Annotated in this window: 18 protein-coding genes; 12 read left to right on the top strand and 6 right to left on the bottom strand. The window is 71.8% G+C overall.

Translation table 11 applies throughout. The features are described 5' to 3' along the window. Window positions 1-71: 71 nt before the first annotated feature. The 3 genes from ACIGWZ_RS25915 to ACIGWZ_RS25925 all read left to right on the top strand — a co-directional run bounded on the left by ACIGWZ_RS25915 (window position 72) and on the right by ACIGWZ_RS25925 (window position 4167). Window positions 72-2351 carry a heavy metal translocating P-type ATPase gene (locus ACIGWZ_RS25915; protein WP_400068543.1) on the top strand — a complete coding sequence of 760 codons (2280 nt, stop codon included), beginning with the start codon at window positions 72-74 and terminating at the stop codon, window positions 2349-2351. 327 nt (window positions 2352-2678) lie between these two features. Beyond that, entirely contained in the window at window positions 2679-3623 is a 945-nt protein-coding gene (locus tag ACIGWZ_RS25920) for a beta-ketoacyl-ACP synthase III (RefSeq protein ID WP_400068545.1), read from the top strand. A gap of 130 nt (window positions 3624-3753) precedes the next feature. Beyond that, entirely contained in the window at window positions 3754-4167 is a 414-nt protein-coding gene (locus tag ACIGWZ_RS25925; protein WP_400068547.1) for a VOC family protein, read from the top strand. A gap of 31 nt (window positions 4168-4198) precedes the next feature. On the opposite strand, the gene ACIGWZ_RS25930 is transcribed toward ACIGWZ_RS25925, so the two are convergent. The 3 genes from ACIGWZ_RS25930 to ACIGWZ_RS25940 form a co-directional block, all read right to left on the bottom strand. Continuing rightward, the gene (locus tag ACIGWZ_RS25930; protein ID WP_400068549.1) at window positions 4199-4420 is read right to left on the bottom strand and encodes a hypothetical protein; all 222 of its coding nucleotides are present in this window, start codon (window positions 4418-4420) and stop codon (window positions 4199-4201) included. Window positions 4421-4522: 102 nt separating this feature from the next. Further along, window positions 4523-5467 (bottom strand): glutaminase, encoded by a 945-nt coding sequence (locus ACIGWZ_RS25935; RefSeq protein WP_400068551.1) that lies wholly within the window; start codon window positions 5465-5467, stop codon window positions 4523-4525. Between the two features lie 10 nt (window positions 5468-5477). Next, complete coding sequence (locus ACIGWZ_RS25940) at window positions 5478-6227, bottom strand: helix-turn-helix domain-containing protein (protein WP_400068553.1); 750 nt, start codon at window positions 6225-6227, stop codon at window positions 5478-5480. A gap of 133 nt (window positions 6228-6360) precedes the next feature. On the opposite strand from ACIGWZ_RS25940, the gene ACIGWZ_RS25945 reads away from it, so the two are divergent. From ACIGWZ_RS25945 to ACIGWZ_RS25955, 3 genes are all read left to right on the top strand, one after another. Beyond that, window positions 6361-6594, top strand: a complete 234-nt coding sequence (locus tag ACIGWZ_RS25945; protein WP_400068555.1) for a hypothetical protein — start codon at window positions 6361-6363, stop codon at window positions 6592-6594. 182 nt (window positions 6595-6776) lie between these two features. Then, complete coding sequence (locus ACIGWZ_RS25950) at window positions 6777-7367, top strand: N-acetylmuramoyl-L-alanine amidase (RefSeq protein WP_400068557.1); 591 nt, start codon at window positions 6777-6779, stop codon at window positions 7365-7367. Between the two features lie 56 nt (window positions 7368-7423). Further along, window positions 7424-8347 (top strand): 1-aminocyclopropane-1-carboxylate deaminase/D-cysteine desulfhydrase, encoded by a 924-nt coding sequence (locus ACIGWZ_RS25955; RefSeq protein ID WP_400068560.1) that lies wholly within the window; start codon window positions 7424-7426, stop codon window positions 8345-8347. Window positions 8348-8529: 182 nt separating this feature from the next. Here the strand turns inward: ACIGWZ_RS25955 and ACIGWZ_RS25960 are convergent, their stop codons facing one another. After that, window positions 8530-10128 (bottom strand): Na+/H+ antiporter, encoded by a 1599-nt coding sequence (locus ACIGWZ_RS25960; RefSeq protein WP_400068562.1) that lies wholly within the window; start codon window positions 10126-10128, stop codon window positions 8530-8532. Between the two features lie 73 nt (window positions 10129-10201). Between ACIGWZ_RS25960 and ACIGWZ_RS25965 the strand changes: the two genes are divergently transcribed. The 4 genes from ACIGWZ_RS25965 (at window position 10202) to ACIGWZ_RS25980 (ending at window position 12748) form a co-directional block, all read left to right on the top strand. Further along, the gene (locus ACIGWZ_RS25965) at window positions 10202-10462 is read left to right on the top strand and encodes a UBP-type zinc finger domain-containing protein (protein WP_400068564.1); all 261 of its coding nucleotides are present in this window, start codon (window positions 10202-10204) and stop codon (window positions 10460-10462) included. Between the two features lie 64 nt (window positions 10463-10526). Continuing rightward, on the top strand, window positions 10527-11018 hold the full coding sequence (locus ACIGWZ_RS25970) for a GNAT family N-acetyltransferase (RefSeq protein WP_400068566.1): 492 nt from the start codon (window positions 10527-10529) through the stop codon (window positions 11016-11018). A 304-nt stretch (window positions 11019-11322) separates the two neighbouring features. Further along, window positions 11323-11736 (top strand): anti-sigma factor, encoded by a 414-nt coding sequence (locus tag ACIGWZ_RS25975; RefSeq protein WP_003985353.1) that lies wholly within the window; start codon window positions 11323-11325, stop codon window positions 11734-11736. A 43-nt stretch (window positions 11737-11779) separates the two neighbouring features. After that, entirely contained in the window at window positions 11780-12748 is a 969-nt protein-coding gene (locus ACIGWZ_RS25980) for an RNA polymerase sigma factor SigF (RefSeq protein WP_400068762.1), read from the top strand. A gap of 65 nt (window positions 12749-12813) precedes the next feature. On the opposite strand, the gene ACIGWZ_RS25985 is transcribed toward ACIGWZ_RS25980, so the two are convergent. Beyond that, on the bottom strand, window positions 12814-13275 hold the full coding sequence (locus ACIGWZ_RS25985; RefSeq protein WP_400068568.1) for a hypothetical protein: 462 nt from the start codon (window positions 13273-13275) through the stop codon (window positions 12814-12816). 96 nt (window positions 13276-13371) lie between these two features. On the opposite strand from ACIGWZ_RS25985, the gene ACIGWZ_RS25990 reads away from it, so the two are divergent. Both ACIGWZ_RS25990 and ACIGWZ_RS25995 read left to right on the top strand, forming a co-directional pair. Continuing rightward, window positions 13372-14355 carry a diacylglycerol/lipid kinase family protein gene (locus ACIGWZ_RS25990; protein WP_400068570.1) on the top strand — a complete coding sequence of 328 codons (984 nt, stop codon included), beginning with the start codon at window positions 13372-13374 and terminating at the stop codon, window positions 14353-14355. 320 nt (window positions 14356-14675) lie between these two features. Then, entirely contained in the window at window positions 14676-14933 is a 258-nt protein-coding gene (locus ACIGWZ_RS25995; RefSeq protein WP_003983230.1) for a WhiB family transcriptional regulator, read from the top strand. A 224-nt stretch (window positions 14934-15157) separates the two neighbouring features. On the opposite strand, the gene ACIGWZ_RS26000 is transcribed toward ACIGWZ_RS25995, so the two are convergent. After that, a complete protein-coding gene (locus ACIGWZ_RS26000; protein WP_400068572.1) occupies window positions 15158-16630 on the bottom strand; it encodes a sensor histidine kinase in 1473 nt (490 codons plus the stop codon). Between the last annotated feature and the right edge of the window lie 65 nt (window positions 16631-16695).

The following is a 16695-nucleotide window of genomic DNA, read 5'->3' on the forward strand; positions in this document are numbered from 1 at the left end:
GGAGGCCGGACGACTCTCCGCCGCCCGGCCCGCAGTCCCGCACCGAGCACCCGGCACACGAAGGAGCAGCCATGACGACCGCGATCACAGAGCACCGCGTCGAGCTGGAGATCGGCGGGATGACCTGCGCCTCGTGCGCCGCCCGGATCGAGAAGAAGCTCAATCGCATGGAGGGGGTCACGGCCACCGTCAACTACGCCACCGAGAAGGCGAAGGTGGAGGTCGCGGAGGGCAGTGCGGTCGGGACCGCGGATCTGATCGCCACCGTGGAGAAGACGGGCTACACCGCCGCGCTCCCCGAGCCGCCGGCCCCGGCACCCGCCCAGGAGGGCGACGACCGGCCCGCCGGGCAGGACGACTCCCTCGCCGCCCTCCGCCGGCGGCTGATCCTCTCCCTCGCGCTCTCCCTCCCCGTCGTCCTGATGGCGATGGTCCCGGCCCTGCAGTTCACCAACTGGCAGTGGCTGTCGCTGACCCTGGCCGCCCCGGTGGTGGCCTACGCCGCCTGGCCCTTCCACAAGGCCGCCTGGACGAATCTGCGGCACGGCGCCGCCACCATGGACACGCTCATCTCGATGGGCACCCTCGCCGCGCTCGGCTGGTCGCTGTGGGCGCTGTTCTTCGGGACCGCGGGCATGCCCGGCATGACGCACCCCTTCGAGCTGACCATCGCCCGCACGGACGGCAGCGGCAGCATCTATCTGGAGGCGGCGGCCGGGGTCACCACCTTCATCCTGGCCGGCCGCTACTTCGAGGCCCGCTCGAAGCGCAAGGCGGGCGCGGCGCTACGGGCACTGCTCGAACTCGGCGCCAAGGACGTCGCCGTACTGCGCGACCGGCGCGAAGTGCGCATCCCCATCGCCGAGTTGAGCGTCGGGGACCGGTTCGTCGTACGGCCCGGCGAGAAGATCGCCACCGATGGGCGGGTGGTGGAGGGCGCTTCCGCGGTGGACGCGTCGATGCTCACCGGCGAGTCCGTGCCGGTGGAGGTCTCGCCCGGCGACGGCGTCACCGGGGCGACCGTCAACGCGGGCGGCCGGCTCGTCGTCGAGGCCACCCGGGTCGGCGCGGACACCCAGCTCGCCCGGATGGCGCGCCTGGTGGAGGACGCGCAGAACGGCAAGGCCGCCGCCCAGCGGCTCGCCGACAAGATCTCCGCGGTCTTCGTCCCGATCGTCATCGCGCTGGCCGTCGGCACCTTGGGCTACTGGCTGGGCACCGGCGCGGGCGCGGTGGCCGCCTTCACCGCCGCCGTGGCCGTACTGATCATCGCCTGCCCGTGCGCCCTGGGCCTGGCCACCCCGACCGCGCTGATGGTCGGCACCGGCCGGGGCGCGCAGCTGGGCATCCTCCTGAAGGGGCCCGAGGTCCTGGAGTCCACCCGCAAGGTCGACACCATCGTCCTGGACAAGACCGGCACGGTCACCACCGGCGTGATGACCCTGACCGGCATCCACCTCGCCGAGGGCGTCTCCCGTGACGAGGCGCTGCGGCTGGCCGGCGCCCTGGAGCACTCCTCCGAGCACCCGATCGCCCGCGCCATCGCCACCGCCGCCGAGGAGGCGGCCGGGACGCTGCCCACCCCGGAGGACTTCGCGAACGTCCCCGGCCTCGGCGTCCAGGGGATCGTCGAGGGGCACGCCGTCCTGGTCGGCCGCGAGCGGCTGCTGACCGACTGGAGCCAGCAGCTGCCGCCCGTGCTGGCGGCAGCCAAGGCCGAGGCGGAGGCGGCGGGCCGCACCGCGGTCGCCGTGGGCTGGGACGGCGCGGCCCGCGCGGTGCTGGTCGTCTCCGACGCGGTCAAGCCCACCAGCGCCGACGCGGTGCGCCGGCTGCGCGCCCTGGGCCTGACCCCGGTGCTGCTCACCGGCGACAACAAGGCCGTGGCCGAGGCGGTCGCCAAGGAGGTCGGCATCGACGAGGTGATCGCCGAGGTGCTGCCCGAGGACAAGGTGGCCGTCGTCGAACGCCTCCAGGGCGAGGGCCGCTCGGTCGCGATGGTCGGCGACGGCGTCAACGACGCGGCCGCCCTGGCCCGCGCCGACCTGGGCCTGGCGATGGGCACCGGCACCGACGCCGCCATCGAGGCCGGCGACCTGACCCTCGTACAGGGCGATCTGCGCGCCGCGGCGGACGCCATCCGTCTCGCCCGCGCCACCCTCGGCACCATCCGCACCAACCTGTTCTGGGCCTTCGGCTACAACGTCGCGGCGCTGCCGCTGGCCGCCGCCGGCCTGCTCAACCCGATGATCGCGGGCGCCGCGATGGCCTTCTCGTCGGTCTTCGTGGTCGGCAACAGCCTGCGGCTGCGGCGCTTCCGGGCGCTGACGCAGGAGCGGGCCACCGGCTGACGGCACCGTCCCCGGCAGCGGCCCCGGCAGCACCCCGCTGCCGGGGCCGCGGCGCGCCGGGCGCCGCGCCCGCCGGCGGCGCAATCCCCCCGGCGTGCCGCGGCCCTGCCGTTGGATCGGGCGGACGGGACCGCTGTCCCCTGTCCGTACGCGCCCGCCCGGCACCGTGTACGTCCCGGCACGGTGCCGGGCGCCCGCGGACCGGCCCGGCGGTTGGATGTCTCCAGTTCTGACGGCGGAAGATTGGCGGATCGCGCAACCGCCGTCCGGCACCGAGGGGTGACACTGGTCGCATACCCGCCCACCCACGTACCTACAGGGGAACTCATGACGGGGTCACGCGTCCTGGCGCTCGGCCATTACCAGCCCTCCCGGGTGCTCACCAACGCCGACCTCGCCGAACTCGTCGACACCGATGACGCCTGGATCCGCAGCCGTGTCGGCATCCGTACCCGGCACATCGCCGCGGCGGACGAGACGGTCGACTCGATGGCGGCCGCGGCCGCCGCCAAGGCCCTGGCCACGAGCGGGCTGGCACCCCAGGACATCGACCTCGTCCTGGTCGCCACGTGCACGGCCGCCGACCGCAGCCCGAACGCCGCGGCCCGGGTCGCCGCCCGGCTCGGCCTGGGCGCACCGGCCACCATGGACATCAACGTCGTCTGCTCCGGCTTCACCCATGCGCTGGCCACCGCCGACCACGCCATCCGGGCCGGCTCGGCGCGGCATGCGCTGGTCATCGGGGCGGAGAAGTTCACCGACGTGGTCGACTGGACGGACCGTTCGACCTGCGTCCTGGTGGGCGACGGGGCCGGCGCCGCGGTCGTCACCGCGTCCGAGGAGCCGGAGCCGGGGATCGGCCCGGTGCTGTGGGGTTCGGTCCCGCAGATGGGCAACGCCGTACGGATCGGGGGCGAGCCGGTCAGGTTCTCCCAGGAGGGCCAGACCGTCTACCGCTGGGCGACCACCCAGCTCCCGGCCATCGCCCGCCAGGTCTGCGAACGCTCCGGCATCCTCCCCGAGGACCTGGCCGGCGTCGTGCTCCACCAGGCCAACCTGCGGATCATCGAGCCCGTCGCGGAGCGCATCGGCGCGGTCAACGCCGTGGTCGCCAAGGACGTGGTCGACTCCGGCAACACCTCCGCCGCCTCGGTGCCGCTGGCCCTGGCCAAGCTGGTGGAACGCGGCGAGATCCCCTCCGGCGCGCCCGTTCTCCTCTTCGCCTTCGGCGGCAATCTCTCGTACGCGGGGCAGGTCATCCGCTGCCCGTGAGGCGAGAGGCGGGCGGCCGCCCGCGCCCCCTCGCCGGTCCGAGCCGCTCGCATCCGATCCGTCCGCGTCCGATTCGTCCGCGTCCGATTCGTTCAAGACCGCGGCGCGGCGCCCTCCCTACGCTCGCTGCATGAACACACCTTCCGTCTCCCCCTCCCCCCGCTTCGCGGCCCTCGGCATGGTCGTCGCCGACATGGCCGCCTCGCTCGCCTTCTACCGCCGCCTCGGCCTGGACGTCCCCGCCGACGCGGACTCCGCCCCGCACGCCGAGGCGCAGCTCCCCGGCGGCCTGCGCCTGATGTGGGACTCGTACGAGACCGCCCGCGCCATCGACCCGGAGTGGACCCCGCCGAAGGATTCCTCGCCCACCGGGCTGGCCTTCGCCTGCGACGGGCCGGCCGGGGTCGACGCGGTCTACGCGGAGCTGACCGGCGCCGGTTACGCAGGCGAAAAGGCCCCCTGGGACGCGTTCTGGGGGCAGCGCTACGCCGTCGTACAGGACCCGGACGGCCGGGGCGTGGACCTCTTCGCGCCGCTGGCCTAGGACCCGCCGCTCATGGCCGTGCACGACCGCTTCACGGCTGTTCCCGCAGGTACTGCGCGCCGCAGAGGAAACAGAACGGCTCGGCCTCGGACGTGCTCCAGGCTTCGACGGGCAGGGTGGCGGCGGCCGGGGCCAGCTGGCGCCCGCACATGGCCGTGGGGTCGCTCACCCGGCACATGTGCCAGAGCTTGACCGGCGTGTCCTCGTGCGGCAGCACGCCTTCGTCGTATTCGGCACGGATCTCGTGGTCCATGGCGGTGCACCTCCTAGCCCAACGATGCGCCGAGCGGGGGCCGCCCACAACGCAGGCGGGCGGACCGGGTGCCCGCGGCTCGCCGCCGGGGCGCACCAGGCTCTAGAACACCGACCAGCCGGTCAGCGTCGTGAAGTGGTCCAGGGCCGCCGCACCGGCGACGGAGTTGCCGCGGGCGTCCAGCCCCGGGCTCCACACGCACAGCGTGCAGCGGCCCGGCACCACGGCCACGATGCCGCCGCCGACGCCGCTCTTGGCGGGCAGCCCCACCCGGTAGGCGAACTCTCCCGCCGCGTCGTACGTCCCGCAGGTCAGCATCACCGCGTTGATCCGCTTGGCCTCGCGGGCCTCCAGCAGCCGGCTGCCGTCGGCGCGCAGCCCGTGGCGGGCCAGGAAGCCGCCGGCCGTGGCCAGATCGCGGCAGCTCATCACGATCGAGCACTGCCAGAAGTAGTGCTCGATGACGCTGGGGACCGGGTTCTCCAGGTTGCCGAAGGACGCCATGAAGTGCGCCAGCGCGGCATTGCGGTCGCCGTGGTCGGCCTCGGAGTCGGCGACCGCCTGGTCGAAGGCCAGGTCCGGGTTGCCGCTCTCCTCGCGCAGGAAGTCCAGCAGCGCGGTGCTGGCGTCACCGGTGAGGGTCAACAGCCGGTCGGTGACCACCAGGGCGCCGGCGTTGATGAACGGGTTGCGCGGAATGCCGTTCTCCGCCTCCAGCTGGACCAGCGAATTGAACGGCGTACCGGACGGCTCGCGGCCCACCCGCCGCCAGATCTCGTCGACGCCGTGCGCATCGCGGCCACCCTGGCTGCCGTGGCTCTGGGCCATCACCAGCGCCAGCGAGAACGTCTTGGAGATGGACTGGACGGAGAACGGCTCCTCCCAGTCCCCGGCCCCGTAGACCTTGCCGTTGATGTCGGCCACCGCGATCCCGAAACGGTCCGGGGCCACCTTCTCCAGCGCCGGTATGTAGTCGGCGACCTGTCCCTGTCCCACGTAGGGCCGGGCATGGGCCGCTACCTCTTCGATCACGGCCTGGTAGTCCATGACGCACACGCTAACCCGGCGCGAGGAGCACCCCCATCGGAGCCCCCGCCAGCGACTTCACCTCGCGCGCGAGATGCGCCTGGTCCGCGTATCCCGCGCGGGCCGCGACCTCGGCGTACGGCATGCCGGCGCGCGCCAGGTCGAGGGCGCGTACGAAGCGCAGCACCCGGGTGAGGGTCTTGGGGCCGTAGCCGAACGCGTCCAGGCTGAGGCGGTGCAGCTGGCGCGCGCCAAGCTCGACGCTGCGGGCGACCTCGGCGACGGGGCGGCCGCGGGCCAGCGCCGCGGCGACGGCGGCGGTCCTGGTCGCCGTCCCCGGTGCGGCCTCCGCCAGGCGGGCCCCGGCGGCGTCCTCCAGGGCGCGCGCCCCTTCGGCGGCCACCCGCCCGGCCAGCTCCCGGACCCGGCCCGGGGCCCACAGCTGCTCCAACGGGACCCGCAGATTCCGCAGTTCATGGGCGGGTACGCCGAAGACGGCGGGCCCCTGGCCCGGCGCGAACCGCAACCCTGTGACGGGGGTGCCTCCCATGCCCTTGAGGCCATGGGGGAGGGTCCCGGGCCGCGCGCCGCCCTGGCCCGGGTGATACGGCCCGGTGTCCGGTCCCGCCACCAGGAGCCGGCCCTCGGTCCAGATCAGATCCGTGCAGCCGTCGGGCAGCACCGGCCGCGCCGAGGGCAGCATGGTGTTGGTCCACAGCACCGCGCCGGCCAGCCGGGACCTCCGCTCGCGGTAGCCGCTTGCGCCGTGCGGCCCATCCATGTCGCGCTCTTCGCCCACATCCCCCAGCCTGGCACGGGAACCCCACGGCCGTCCGCGCCGTTGATTCCATTGATCGCTTTGATCGCATTGATCGATTTGGTCCCTTACGGCACCGACCTTCACGGAGGCAGCAATGTCAGGGTTTCTCGACCGGGCCAAGGAGCAGGCGCAGCGCGGACTGGCGCAGGGGAAGCAGAAGGTCGACGAGGTCCAGGCGCACCGCGCCGGGTCCGATCTCCTGAAGAAGCTGGGCGCCGCGTACTACGCCGAGCGCAGCGGCACGGGCACACCCGACGCGACCCGGGAGGCGCTCGGCGCGCTGGAGGCACACATCAACGCCCACGGAGACGCATTCCTGCGGCAGTAGGTGGCGGCGCATTCCTGCGGCAGCAGGTACGGAGCGGGCGCCCGGCCGGAATCGCTCGCACACCCACCGAACACCCGGTCCGTTTTATGCCGTTCCACTCCATCGCTCCCGACCCATCCCGTAGAAGCGAGGCATGAGGCGGTGCGCGGTCGGCGACCGCCGCGTACCGATCGGAGTCGGTGATGGCCGTACCGCTGTCCGCTGACCGTTTTCTCGAAGCGCTCGAGGCCGAGGGCCTGCGGGTGGCCGAAGTGGGCGACTGGAGGACGCACAACCGCGAGCACATGGGCCCCTGGGGGCCCGTGCACGGCATCGTGGTGCACCACACCGCGACGTCCGGCGCCGAGAGCACCGTACGGCTCTGCTACAACGGCCACACCGATCTGCCGGGCCCGCTCTGCCACGGAGTGATCACCAAGGACGGCACGGTGCATCTGGTCGGCTGCGGCCGCGCCAACCACGCCGGGCTCGGTGACGGCGACGTCCTGCGGGCGGTGATCGCCGAGAAGCGGCTGCCGCCGGACAACGACACCGACACCGACGGCAATCAGGTCTTCTACGGCTTCGAGTGCGAGAACCTCGGCGACGGCAAGGACCCCTGGCCGGCCGCCCAGATGGCCGCCCTGGAGAAGGCCGCGGCGGCGCTGTGCCGGGCACACGGCTGGACCGAGCGCTCGGTGATCGGCCATCTGGAGTGGCAGCCGGGCAAGGTCGACCCCCGGGGCTTCACCATGGAGGGCCTGCGCGAGCGCATCCGCGAACGCCTGAAGTGACCACGGGGGCCGCCGGGCCACGCGGGGCACCCCGGGTACCCGGGACAATGGACGGCATGTCCCGCCCCCACCCCGGCCCCGACGCCCTGCGGCCCCGCCTCCCCTCCCCCCTCCAGGAGGTCGAGGACGAGCCGTTCGCGCGCCGCGGCGTCCGGCTGCTGCTCAAGCGGGACGACCTGATCCACCCGGACCTGCCGGGCAACAAGTGGCGCAAGCTCGCGCCCAACCTGCGGGCCGCCGCCGCGGCCGGTGAGCGCGCGCTGCTGACCTTCGGCGGCGCGTACTCCAACCACCTGCGCGCCACCGCGGCGGCCGGCCGCCTCCTGGGCTTCGCCACCATCGGCGTGGTCCGCGGCGACGAGCTGGCCGCCACACCGCTCAACCCGTCCCTGGCCCGCTGCGCCGCCGACGGCATGCGGCTGCACTTCATCGACCGGGCCCGTTACCGCCGCAAGACCGACCCGGACGTGCTCGCCGCCCTGCACGACCGCTTCGGCGCCTTCCGCGTCATACCCGAAGGCGGCAGCAACTCCCTTGCCGCACAAGGCTGTACGGAGCTGGGCCGGGAGCTGCGCGGGGCCGCGGACACGGTCGCGGTGGCCTGCGGGACGGGCGGTACGCTGGCGGGGCTGGCAGCGGGGCTCGGCCCGGCTCAGCGCGCCATCGGCTTCCCCGTCCTCAAGGGCGGCGACGGCCCCGATGGCCCGCACTTCCTCCAGGAAACGGTCGAGGAGCTCCAGCGCGCGGCCTTCGGCGGTCCGCGCGGCGACTGGCGCCTGGACGGCCGCTTCCACTGCGGCGGATACGCCCGCACCACCCCCGAACTGGACGCGTTCGCCGCCGCCTTCGAGGACCGCCACGGCCTCCCGGTGGAACGCGTCTATGTCGCCAAGCTGCTGTACGGACTGACGGCGCTGGCCGAGGAGGACGCGTTCGCCCCGGGCAGCACCGTGGCGGCCGTGATCACCGGCACGCCGTAGAGCGCCCTAGGTGGTGTCCGCAAAGTCCCGCCTGGCTCGCGGCGCCTGGCACGCACGCTCGCTGCGTTGTCGGGATCGTCCACGTAGCCCACTACGAGGACGACCCTCCGCCTTGCGATCGCACGCACCAGACGCCGCGAGCCCCGCCCTCCGGGCGGACGACGGGACTTTGCGGACACCACCTAGGCCCGCTCCCGGTACGCCGCCGCCTCCTCCAGGTCCAGCCTGCGCAGCAGGGTCCGCAGCATCTCGTCGTCGATGCGGCGGGCGTCCCGCAGCTCGACGAAGACCTGGCGTTCGGCGTCGATCATCTCGCGGGCGAGGCGCCGGTAGGTCTCGTCGGCGGATTCGCCGGTTTCCTCGTTGACCGTGCCGAGCCGCTCCCACACCGCGTTACGGCGCCGCTCCACAACGGTGCGCAGACGGTCGGCGAGGGGCCCCGGCAGCGCGTTGCGGCGGTCCTCGAGGAGTTCGTCGAGCAGCGCCTCGGCGGCCCGCGAGGCGTCGTTCTGGGCCTGTGCCTCGACGAGCGTCTCGGCCTGTGCGTCGCGGCCGGGCAGCTTCAGGACGCGGATCAGCGGCGGCAGCGTCAGGCCCTGGACGACGAGGGTGGCGATGACGGTGGTGAAGGTCAGGAAGAGGACGAGGTTGCGGGCGGGGAAGGTCCCGCCGCCGTGCACGGCCGACGGGATGGAGAAGGCGATGGCCAGCGACACCACGCCGCGCATCCCGGCCCAGCCGACGATGACCGGCGCGGTCCAGTTCGTGTCCGGCTCGCGGGACCGGATCCGCACGGAGAGGGCGCGCGGCAGATACGTCGAGGGAAAGACCCATACGAAGCGCGCGACGACCACGACGACGAACAGCACGAGGGCGTACCAGAGGGCCTGTGCCGTGCTGAACTCCCCCAGCTCCCGCAGCACCACCGGCAGCTGGAGCCCGATCAGGGCGAAGACCGCGGACTCCAGCACGAAGGAGACGACCTTCCAGACGGCCTCTTCCTGGAGCCTCGTCTCGAAGTCGACCTGCCAGGAGCGGTGCCCCAGATAGAGGCCGACCACGACGACGGCGAGCACCCCGGAGGCGCCGACCTGTTCGGCGGCCGCGTACGCCGTGAACGGGATCAGCAGCGAGAGGGTGTTCTCCAGCAGCGCCGAGTCCCGCAGCCGGCAGCGCAGCCAGTGCAGCGGCACCATCAGGACGACGCCGATCCCGATGCCGCCGAGGGAGGCGACGGCGAACTCCCGGATGCCGTCGGACCAGGTGGCCCCGACCCCCACGGCCGCGGCCAGCGCCACTTTGTAGGCGGTGATCGCGGTGGCGTCGTTGACCAGGGATTCTCCTTGCAGAATCGTGGTGATCCGGCTCGGCAGCCCGAGTTTGCGGGCGATGGCGGTGGCCGCCACGGCGTCGGGCGGCGCGACGACGGCGCCCAGCACGAGCGCCGCCGTCAGGGGAAGATCCGGGATGACCAGGTAGGCGGCGTAGCCCACCACCAGGGTCGCGAAGAGGACGTAGCCGAAGGACAGCAGCGCCACCGGCCGCAGGTTGGCCCGCAGGTCCAGGTACGAGCTGTCCAGTGCGGCGGTGTGCAGCAGCGGGGGCAGCACCAGCGGCAGCACGATGTGCGGGTCGAGGGTGTAGTCGGGGATGCCGGGGACGTACGAGGCCGCGATCCCGGCGGCGACCAGCAGCAGAGGTGCCGGGACGGGGGTGCGCCGCGCCAGTCCGGCGACCGCCGCGCTCCCCGCGACCAGCAACAACAGCGGCATCACGTCCATGGTCCCCGTCCCGTCCCCGCACCTTCGCCGGTGAGCGCTTCGCCGGCCGTCCCGGCGATCTAACCTGGTCGGCATGACCGAGTGCACGCATGTTCCTGAACTGCCGCGCGCCGAACCGGCCCCGCTGAGCGCCACCTGCCGGGAGTGCCTGGCGGCCGGCAGCCACCCCGTGCAGCTGCGGCTGTGCCTGGTCTGCGGCCATGTCGGCTGCTGCGACTCCTCGCCGTACCGGCACGCGACCGCGCACTACAAGGAGACCGGCCACCCGGTGATGCGGTCGTTCGAGCCGGGCGACGACTGGCGCTGGTGCTTCGTCGACCAGCTTCTGGTGTGAGCCCTCCGTCCGGCGTGAGCCTCCCGTCGGGAGGCGACGGCGGCGGCCCCTTTAGCCTTGCGGCATGATCCGCGAAGCGACACCCGACGACGTCCCCGTCCTCCTGGCCATGATCGGCGAACTGGCCGCGTACGAGCGCGCCCCGGAAGCCGCGCAGGCCACCGGGCCGCAGCTGAAGGAGGCTCTTTTCGGGGCCCACCCGGCGGTCTTCGCCCTGATCGCGGAGGACGCGGACGGCGCACCGGTGGGCTTTGCCCTGTGGTTCCGGAACTTCTCGACCTGGACGGGCACGCACGGTGTCTACCTGGAGGACCTGTTCGTACGGCCCGAGGCGCGCGGCGGCGGCCACGGCAAGGCGCTGCTCGCGGCCCTCGCCGAGATCTGCGTGGCCCGTGGTTATGCGCGTTTCGAGTGGTCAGTCCTGGACTGGAACGAACCGTCCATCGGTTTTTACCGGTCGATCGGTGCGCAGCCCATGGACGAATGGACGGTCTTCCGGCTCACTGGAGATGCGCTGCACAACCTTGCCGGCTCCGCGCGCGTCAACGGAGCGTAATCGGAATGGATTTGGCAGCGCAGACCTCTAGCCACCGTCCGTACTCATGGCCGTACAATAAGTAACAGTCAGTGACAGTGACGGCGCGAGGCGATCACGGCCCGGAGCGTCGTCCGGAGGGCAGCGGTGCTCCTTCCGGGCGACATCGGCCCACGGATCGCGATAGCGTCACAGCCGAACCATGTGCTGCGCAGGTTCGTTCTCCTTTCACCCGAGGGGAGAACGCAGTCGGCGCGGATGTCCCGAAGCCCTCGGAACATCCAGCATTCCAGCTCAACCAGCTTGTGCCACCTTGGAGGTGAGGGTGTCCCAGATCGCAGGCGAGCCCGGGACTCAGGACTTCGTGGAAGTCCGTCTGCCCGCTGCGGGTGCCTACCTGTCCGTGCTGCGTACGGCCACGGCCGGGCTCGCAGCCCGCTTGGACTTCACCCTCGACGAGATCGAGGATCTGCGCATCGCGGTCGACGAGGCCTGCGCGATCCTGCTGCAACAGGCCGTCCCCGGCAGTGTGCTGAGCTGCGTCTTCCGTCTGATCGATGACGCGCTGCAGGTGACCGTGTCGGCTCCGACGACCGACGGCCGTGCCCCGGAGCGCGACACCTTCGCCTGGACGGTGCTCTCCGCACTGGCCGGCAAGGTCGATTCCACCGTCGCCGAGGACCGTACGGTCACCATCAGCCTGTACAAGGAGCGCGGCGCCGGTCCCGGACCGTCATGACCGAACAGGGGGCCCCGTGAAAGATCTCGAACGCGGCACGCGGATGGCGCCCGGTGTGGCCATTCCCGAGCAGCAGGCCCGGCCGCATCCGGTGGGCACGGACGACCACGGCGGCCGGTTGGATGCGGCGGAGCAGGCAGAGCGGGCGGACCACATGGACCAGAGCGAGCAGCAGGGGCAGCAAACGGATCGGCACGATCCGCCCGGCCCCGACCAGAAGCCCCAGGAAGAACAGCATCACCACGAGCCGCATGCCCCACAGGACCGCAGCGGTGCGCGGGCGATGTTCTACGAGCTGCGCAAGCTCCCCGACGGCTCTGCGGAGCGCGCCGAGCTGCGCAATACCCTCGTACGGATGCATCTGCCGCTCGTCGAGCATCTGGCGCGGCGGTTCCGCAACCGCGGCGAGCCGCTGGACGATCTGACCCAGGTCGCCACGATCGGCCTGATCAAGTCGGTGGACCGCTTCGACCCGGAGCGCGGCGTGGAGTTCTCCACGTACGCCACCCCCACGGTCGTCGGCGAGATCAAGCGGCACTTCCGCGACAAGGGCTGGGCGGTCCGCGTCCCGCGCCGCCTCCAGGAGCTGCGGCTGTCGCTGACCACCGCGACCGCGGAGCTCTCCCAGCGCCATGGCCGGGCACCGACGGTCCATGAGCTGGCCGAGCATCTGGGGATCTCCGAGGAGGAGGTCCTGGAGGGCCTGGAGTCGGCGAACGCGTACAGCACGCTCTCGCTGGACGTGCCGGACACGGACGACGAGTCCCCGGCCGTCGCCGACACCCTCGGCGCCGAGGACGAGGCGCTGGAGGGCGTGGAGTACCGCGAGTCGCTCAAGCCGCTGCTGGAGGATCTCCCGCCGCGCGAGAAGAAGATCCTGCTGCTGCGCTTCTTCGGCAACATGACCCAGTCGCAGATCGCCCAGGAGGTCGGCATCTCCCAGATGCACGTCTCGCGCCTCCTGGCCCGCACCCTCGCACAGCTACGGGACAAGCTCCTGGTCGAGGAGTAGACGACCGCACACAGTGGGCGGGGCCACAACGGCCCCGCCCACTGACGTTCACTGCCTGCCGGCGTTCATTCCGTTTCCCGGGGGCCGATCCCCAGCGCCTCGGTGGCCGTCGGGTTGACCAGCAGGGCGAGCACCCCGACCGCGACGACGGCCAGCCCGGCCCCGGCGGCGATCAGCGCCCCGCCGCCCTTGATCAGCGTCCAGGCCACCGGCAACGCCACGATCTGGGTGATCAGCGAGGGGCCGCGGCTCCAGCGGCGGCGCAGCCACAGTCCGCGCGCGGCGACGAGCGGCAGCGCGGCGAGCGCCAGCACGGTCAGGCCACCCATCTCGGCCTGCTGCGGGCTGTCCGGCGACCCGGCCAGGCCCATGATCAACATGTACGCACCCATGGCGGCCAGCGCCAGCCCCTCGCCCGCGGTGAGCGCCGCGGCGGCGCTCAGCCGGGCGGGCCGCGGCCCGGTCGGCTCGGGTACGGCGGGGGTGCCGGCGGCGCGGTCCGCGGACTGTTTCTGCTTGCTGCTCACCCCAGCAGGGTAGCGCCGGCGCCACCCGCCTCCGGGGCCGCCCGAACCCTGGACGGGGCGTGAAGCGAGTACCTGCAGGTAGGTACGCTGCTTCATATGCGCGCACTTCTCGTGGTCAATCCCGCAGCAACCACCACCAGTGCCCGCACCCGTGAAGTGCTCACGCACGCCCTCGCGAGCGACCTCAAGCTGGAGGTCGCCGAGACGAAGTACCGCGGGCACGCCCGTGACCTGGCCCGGGAGGCCACCGAGGGCGGGGAGACCGAACTGGTCGTGGCGCTGGGCGGCGACGGCACGGTCAACGAGGTCGTCAACGGCCTGCTGACGAACGGCCCCGACCCGGACTCGCACCCCCGGCTGGCCGTCGTCCCCGGTGGCTCCACCAATGTCTTCGCCCGCGCGCTCGGTCTGCCCAACGACGTGGTGGAGGCGACCGGCGCCCTCCTGGACGCACTGCGCGACCGCAGCGAGCGCACGGTCAGCCTGGGCCTGGCCTCCGGCACCCCGGGCAGCAAGGACGAGGGCGCGCCGCCCCGCTGGTTCACCTTCTGTGCGGGCTTCGGCTTCGACGCGGGCGTCGTGGGCCGCGTGGAGCAGCAGCGCGAACGCGGCAAGCGTTCGACGCATGCCCTGTACGTGCGGCAGTTCGTACGCCAGTACCTGGGCGAGCAGAACCGCCGGCGCGGGTCCGTCACCCTCGAACGCCCGGTCGGTACGAGCGGCGCGACGGAGGTCGTCGAGGACCTCGTGATGTCCATAATCTGCAACACCGCACCCTGGACCTACCTGGGCAATCGTCCGATCTACCCGTCCCCCCGGGCATCGTTCGACGCCGGGCTGGACCTGTTCGCACTGGGCAGGCTCTCGGCCCCCGCGGTGGCCCGGTACGGCACCCAGCTGCTGACGTCAACGCCGCATCGCGGACCCCGGGGCAAGCACGCGGTCTCACTCCACGACCTCACCGAGTTCACCTTGCATTCGCAGGCGCCACTGCCGTTTCAGATGGACGGGGACCACCTGGGACCGCGTACGAGTGTGACGTTCACAGGCGTTCGCCGTGCACTGCGTGTGATTGTGTGAGCAGTAGGGACCAAAGTCCTTTCACTCGAACGTTTAGACTGCCTTCCACCCCCTGGAATGACGGCTGTGACCGAGGCGACACCAAGGAATCAAAAAAAAGTTTCCGGAAGGGGTTGTATCCGCAGCCGAGGTTTGCGAGTCTCTTCATGGCGATCGGGACGGCCGCTTCACCGGCCCCCTTGAGAGCCCGAATCCTCCTCCTCATTCCACAGGACCGCGCCAGTTCACGACTGGATTTCGGCCCTTCCCTTGTGGAGGGATTCGTGAAAGCGTTCACATTCACAAGCAACGATCCCGTCACACGAGGAGATGGAGCAGCCATGGACTGGCGTCACCGCGCCGTTTGCCGCGAGGAAGACCCCGAGCTCTTCTTCCCCATCGGCAACACCGGTCCTGCGCTCCTGCAGATCGAGGAAGCCAAGGCCGTCTGCCGCCGCTGCCCCGTCATGGAGCAGTGCCTGCAGTGGGCGCTCGAGTCCGGCCAGGACTCCGGCGTCTGGGGTGGTCTGAGCGAGGACGAGCGCCGCGCGATGAAGCGCCGTGCAGCTCGCAACCGGGCGCGCAACGCCAGCGCCTGAGCCAGCCGCCCCGTGGCCCCCGAGCCGCAGCGCGCAGTACCCCCGATGCAGCCCCGGCGCTGAAAAGCCCGGTCGTTATCGCATCGCAATAGCTTTGAGCCCCGGACCGGATGGGTCCGGGGCTTGCTGCTGTTCAGGGGCCTTGCGCCGCCCGCCGCATCCTCTCGTTGCTTCGTCCGGTGCTTCCTTCGCTGCCGCTCGGCGCCGCTGCCCGGCGCCGCTGCTCAGTGCTGCTTCTCGGCCCGTACGGGCACGTCGAGGAGGACCTGCGTGCCGCGCTCGGGCGCCCGTACCATGTCGAACGTTCCGCCCAACTCCCCCTCCACCAGGGTGCGGACGATCTGCAGCCCCAGGTTGCCGGCGCGCTGCGGGTCGAATCCCTCGGGCAGTCCGCGGCCGTTGTCCTGGACGGTGACCAGCAGCCGCGGCTCCGTACGACTCCCGCCGCGCACCGCGCCGACCTCGACGATGCCGCCTTCCGCCTGGTCGAAGGCGTGCTCCAGGGCGTTCTGCAGGATCTCCGTGAGCACCATCGACAGCGGCGTGGCGACCTCGGCGTCCAGAATGCCGAACCGGCCGGTGCGCCGGGTGGTCACCTTTCCGGGGGAGATCTCGGCGACCATGGCCAGCACCCGGTCGGCGATCTCGTCGAACTCGACCCGCTCGTCGAGATTCTGCGACAGCGTCTCGTGCACGATCGCGATCGAACCGACCCGGCGCACCGCTTCGTTGAGCGCCTCGCGGCCTTGCGGGGAATCCATTCGGCGGGCCTGCAGACGCAACAATGCGGCAACGGTCTGGAGATTGTTCTTCACCCGGTGGTGGATTTCCCGGATGGTGGCATCCTTCGTGATCAGTTCCCGTTCGCGGCGTCGCAGTTCGGTGACGTCCCGCAGCAGGACGAGGGAGCCGATGTGCGTGCCCTTCGGCTTGAGCGGAATGGCGCGCAATTGGATCACGCCGTCATTGCCCTCGACCTCGAATTCCCGGGGGGCCCAGCCGCTGGCGAGCTTGACCAGCGCCTCGTCCACCGGACCGCGGGCGGGCGCCAGTTCGGCGGTGGACTGTCCGAGGTGGTGTCCCACCAGGTCGGCGGCGAGGCCGAGCCGGTGGTAGGCGGAGAGCGCGTTGGGGCTGGCGTACTGGACCACCCCGTCGGCGTCGAGCCTGATCAGTCCGTCGCCGGCGCGCGGCGAGGCGTCCATGTCGACCTGCTGGCCGGGGAAAGGAAACGATCCTGCAGCGATCATCTGGGCGAGGTCGGAGGCGCTCTGGAGGTAGGTGAGCTCCAGACGGCTCGGCGTCCGTACGGTCAGCAGGTTCGTGTTCCGGGCGATCACACCGAGCACCCGCCCCTCGCGGCGGACCGGGATGGACTCGACCCGGACCGGCACCTCCTCCCGCCACTCCGGATCGCCCTCGCGCACGATCCGCCCCTCGTCCAGGGCGGAGTCCAGCATCGGCCGGCGGCCGCGCGGAACGAGATGGCCGACCATGTCGTCCTGATAGGAGGTCGGCCCGGTGTTGGGCCGCATCTGGGCGACGGAGACATAACGGGTGCCGTCGAGGGTGGGAACCCACAGCACGAGATCGGCGAAGGAGAGGTCGGAGAGCAGCTGCCACTCCGAGACCAGCAGATGCAGCCACTCGAGGTCGGAGTCGCTCAGAGCGGTGTGCTGGCGTACGAGATCGTTCATGGAGGGCACATCTTGGAGCCTACCGGCGTACGGTGTACCTGGTGTTCAGGCGTATCTCTTGTCCA

It is taken from the genome of Streptomyces sp. NPDC053427 (assembly GCF_044544985.1).
Taxonomy (GTDB): Bacteria; Actinomycetota; Actinomycetes; order Streptomycetales; family Streptomycetaceae; genus Streptomyces.

Coding starts and splice junctions, on each gene's coding strand:
- ACIGWZ_RS25980 (WP_400068762.1), top strand. CDS start 11,780: ATGGCGCCCGGTGTGGCCATTCCCGAGCAGCAGGCCCGGCCGCATCCG.
- ACIGWZ_RS25955 (WP_400068560.1), top strand. CDS start 7,424: ATGTCCCGCCCCCACCCCGGCCCCGACGCCCTGCGGCCCCGCCTCCCC.
- ACIGWZ_RS25965 (WP_400068564.1), top strand. CDS start 10,202: ATGACCGAGTGCACGCATGTTCCTGAACTGCCGCGCGCCGAACCGGCC.
- ACIGWZ_RS25950 (WP_400068557.1), top strand. CDS start 6,777: ATGGCCGTACCGCTGTCCGCTGACCGTTTTCTCGAAGCGCTCGAGGCC.
- ACIGWZ_RS25930 (WP_400068549.1), bottom strand. CDS start 4,420: ATGGACCACGAGATCCGTGCCGAATACGACGAAGGCGTGCTGCCGCAC.
- ACIGWZ_RS25970 (WP_400068566.1), top strand. CDS start 10,527: ATGATCCGCGAAGCGACACCCGACGACGTCCCCGTCCTCCTGGCCATG.
- ACIGWZ_RS25925 (WP_400068547.1), top strand. CDS start 3,754: ATGAACACACCTTCCGTCTCCCCCTCCCCCCGCTTCGCGGCCCTCGGC.
- ACIGWZ_RS26000 (WP_400068572.1), bottom strand. CDS start 16,630: ATGAACGATCTCGTACGCCAGCACACCGCTCTGAGCGACTCCGACCTC.
- ACIGWZ_RS25915 (WP_400068543.1), top strand. CDS start 72: ATGACGACCGCGATCACAGAGCACCGCGTCGAGCTGGAGATCGGCGGG.
- ACIGWZ_RS25960 (WP_400068562.1), bottom strand. CDS start 10,128: ATGGACGTGATGCCGCTGTTGTTGCTGGTCGCGGGGAGCGCGGCGGTC.
- ACIGWZ_RS25920 (WP_400068545.1), top strand. CDS start 2,679: ATGACGGGGTCACGCGTCCTGGCGCTCGGCCATTACCAGCCCTCCCGG.
- ACIGWZ_RS25945 (WP_400068555.1), top strand. CDS start 6,361: ATGTCAGGGTTTCTCGACCGGGCCAAGGAGCAGGCGCAGCGCGGACTG.
- ACIGWZ_RS25935 (WP_400068551.1), bottom strand. CDS start 5,467: ATGGACTACCAGGCCGTGATCGAAGAGGTAGCGGCCCATGCCCGGCCC.
- ACIGWZ_RS25990 (WP_400068570.1), top strand. CDS start 13,372: ATGCGCGCACTTCTCGTGGTCAATCCCGCAGCAACCACCACCAGTGCC.
- ACIGWZ_RS25940 (WP_400068553.1), bottom strand. CDS start 6,227: ATGGATGGGCCGCACGGCGCAAGCGGCTACCGCGAGCGGAGGTCCCGG.
- ACIGWZ_RS25995 (WP_003983230.1), top strand. CDS start 14,676: ATGGACTGGCGTCACCGCGCCGTTTGCCGCGAGGAAGACCCCGAGCTC.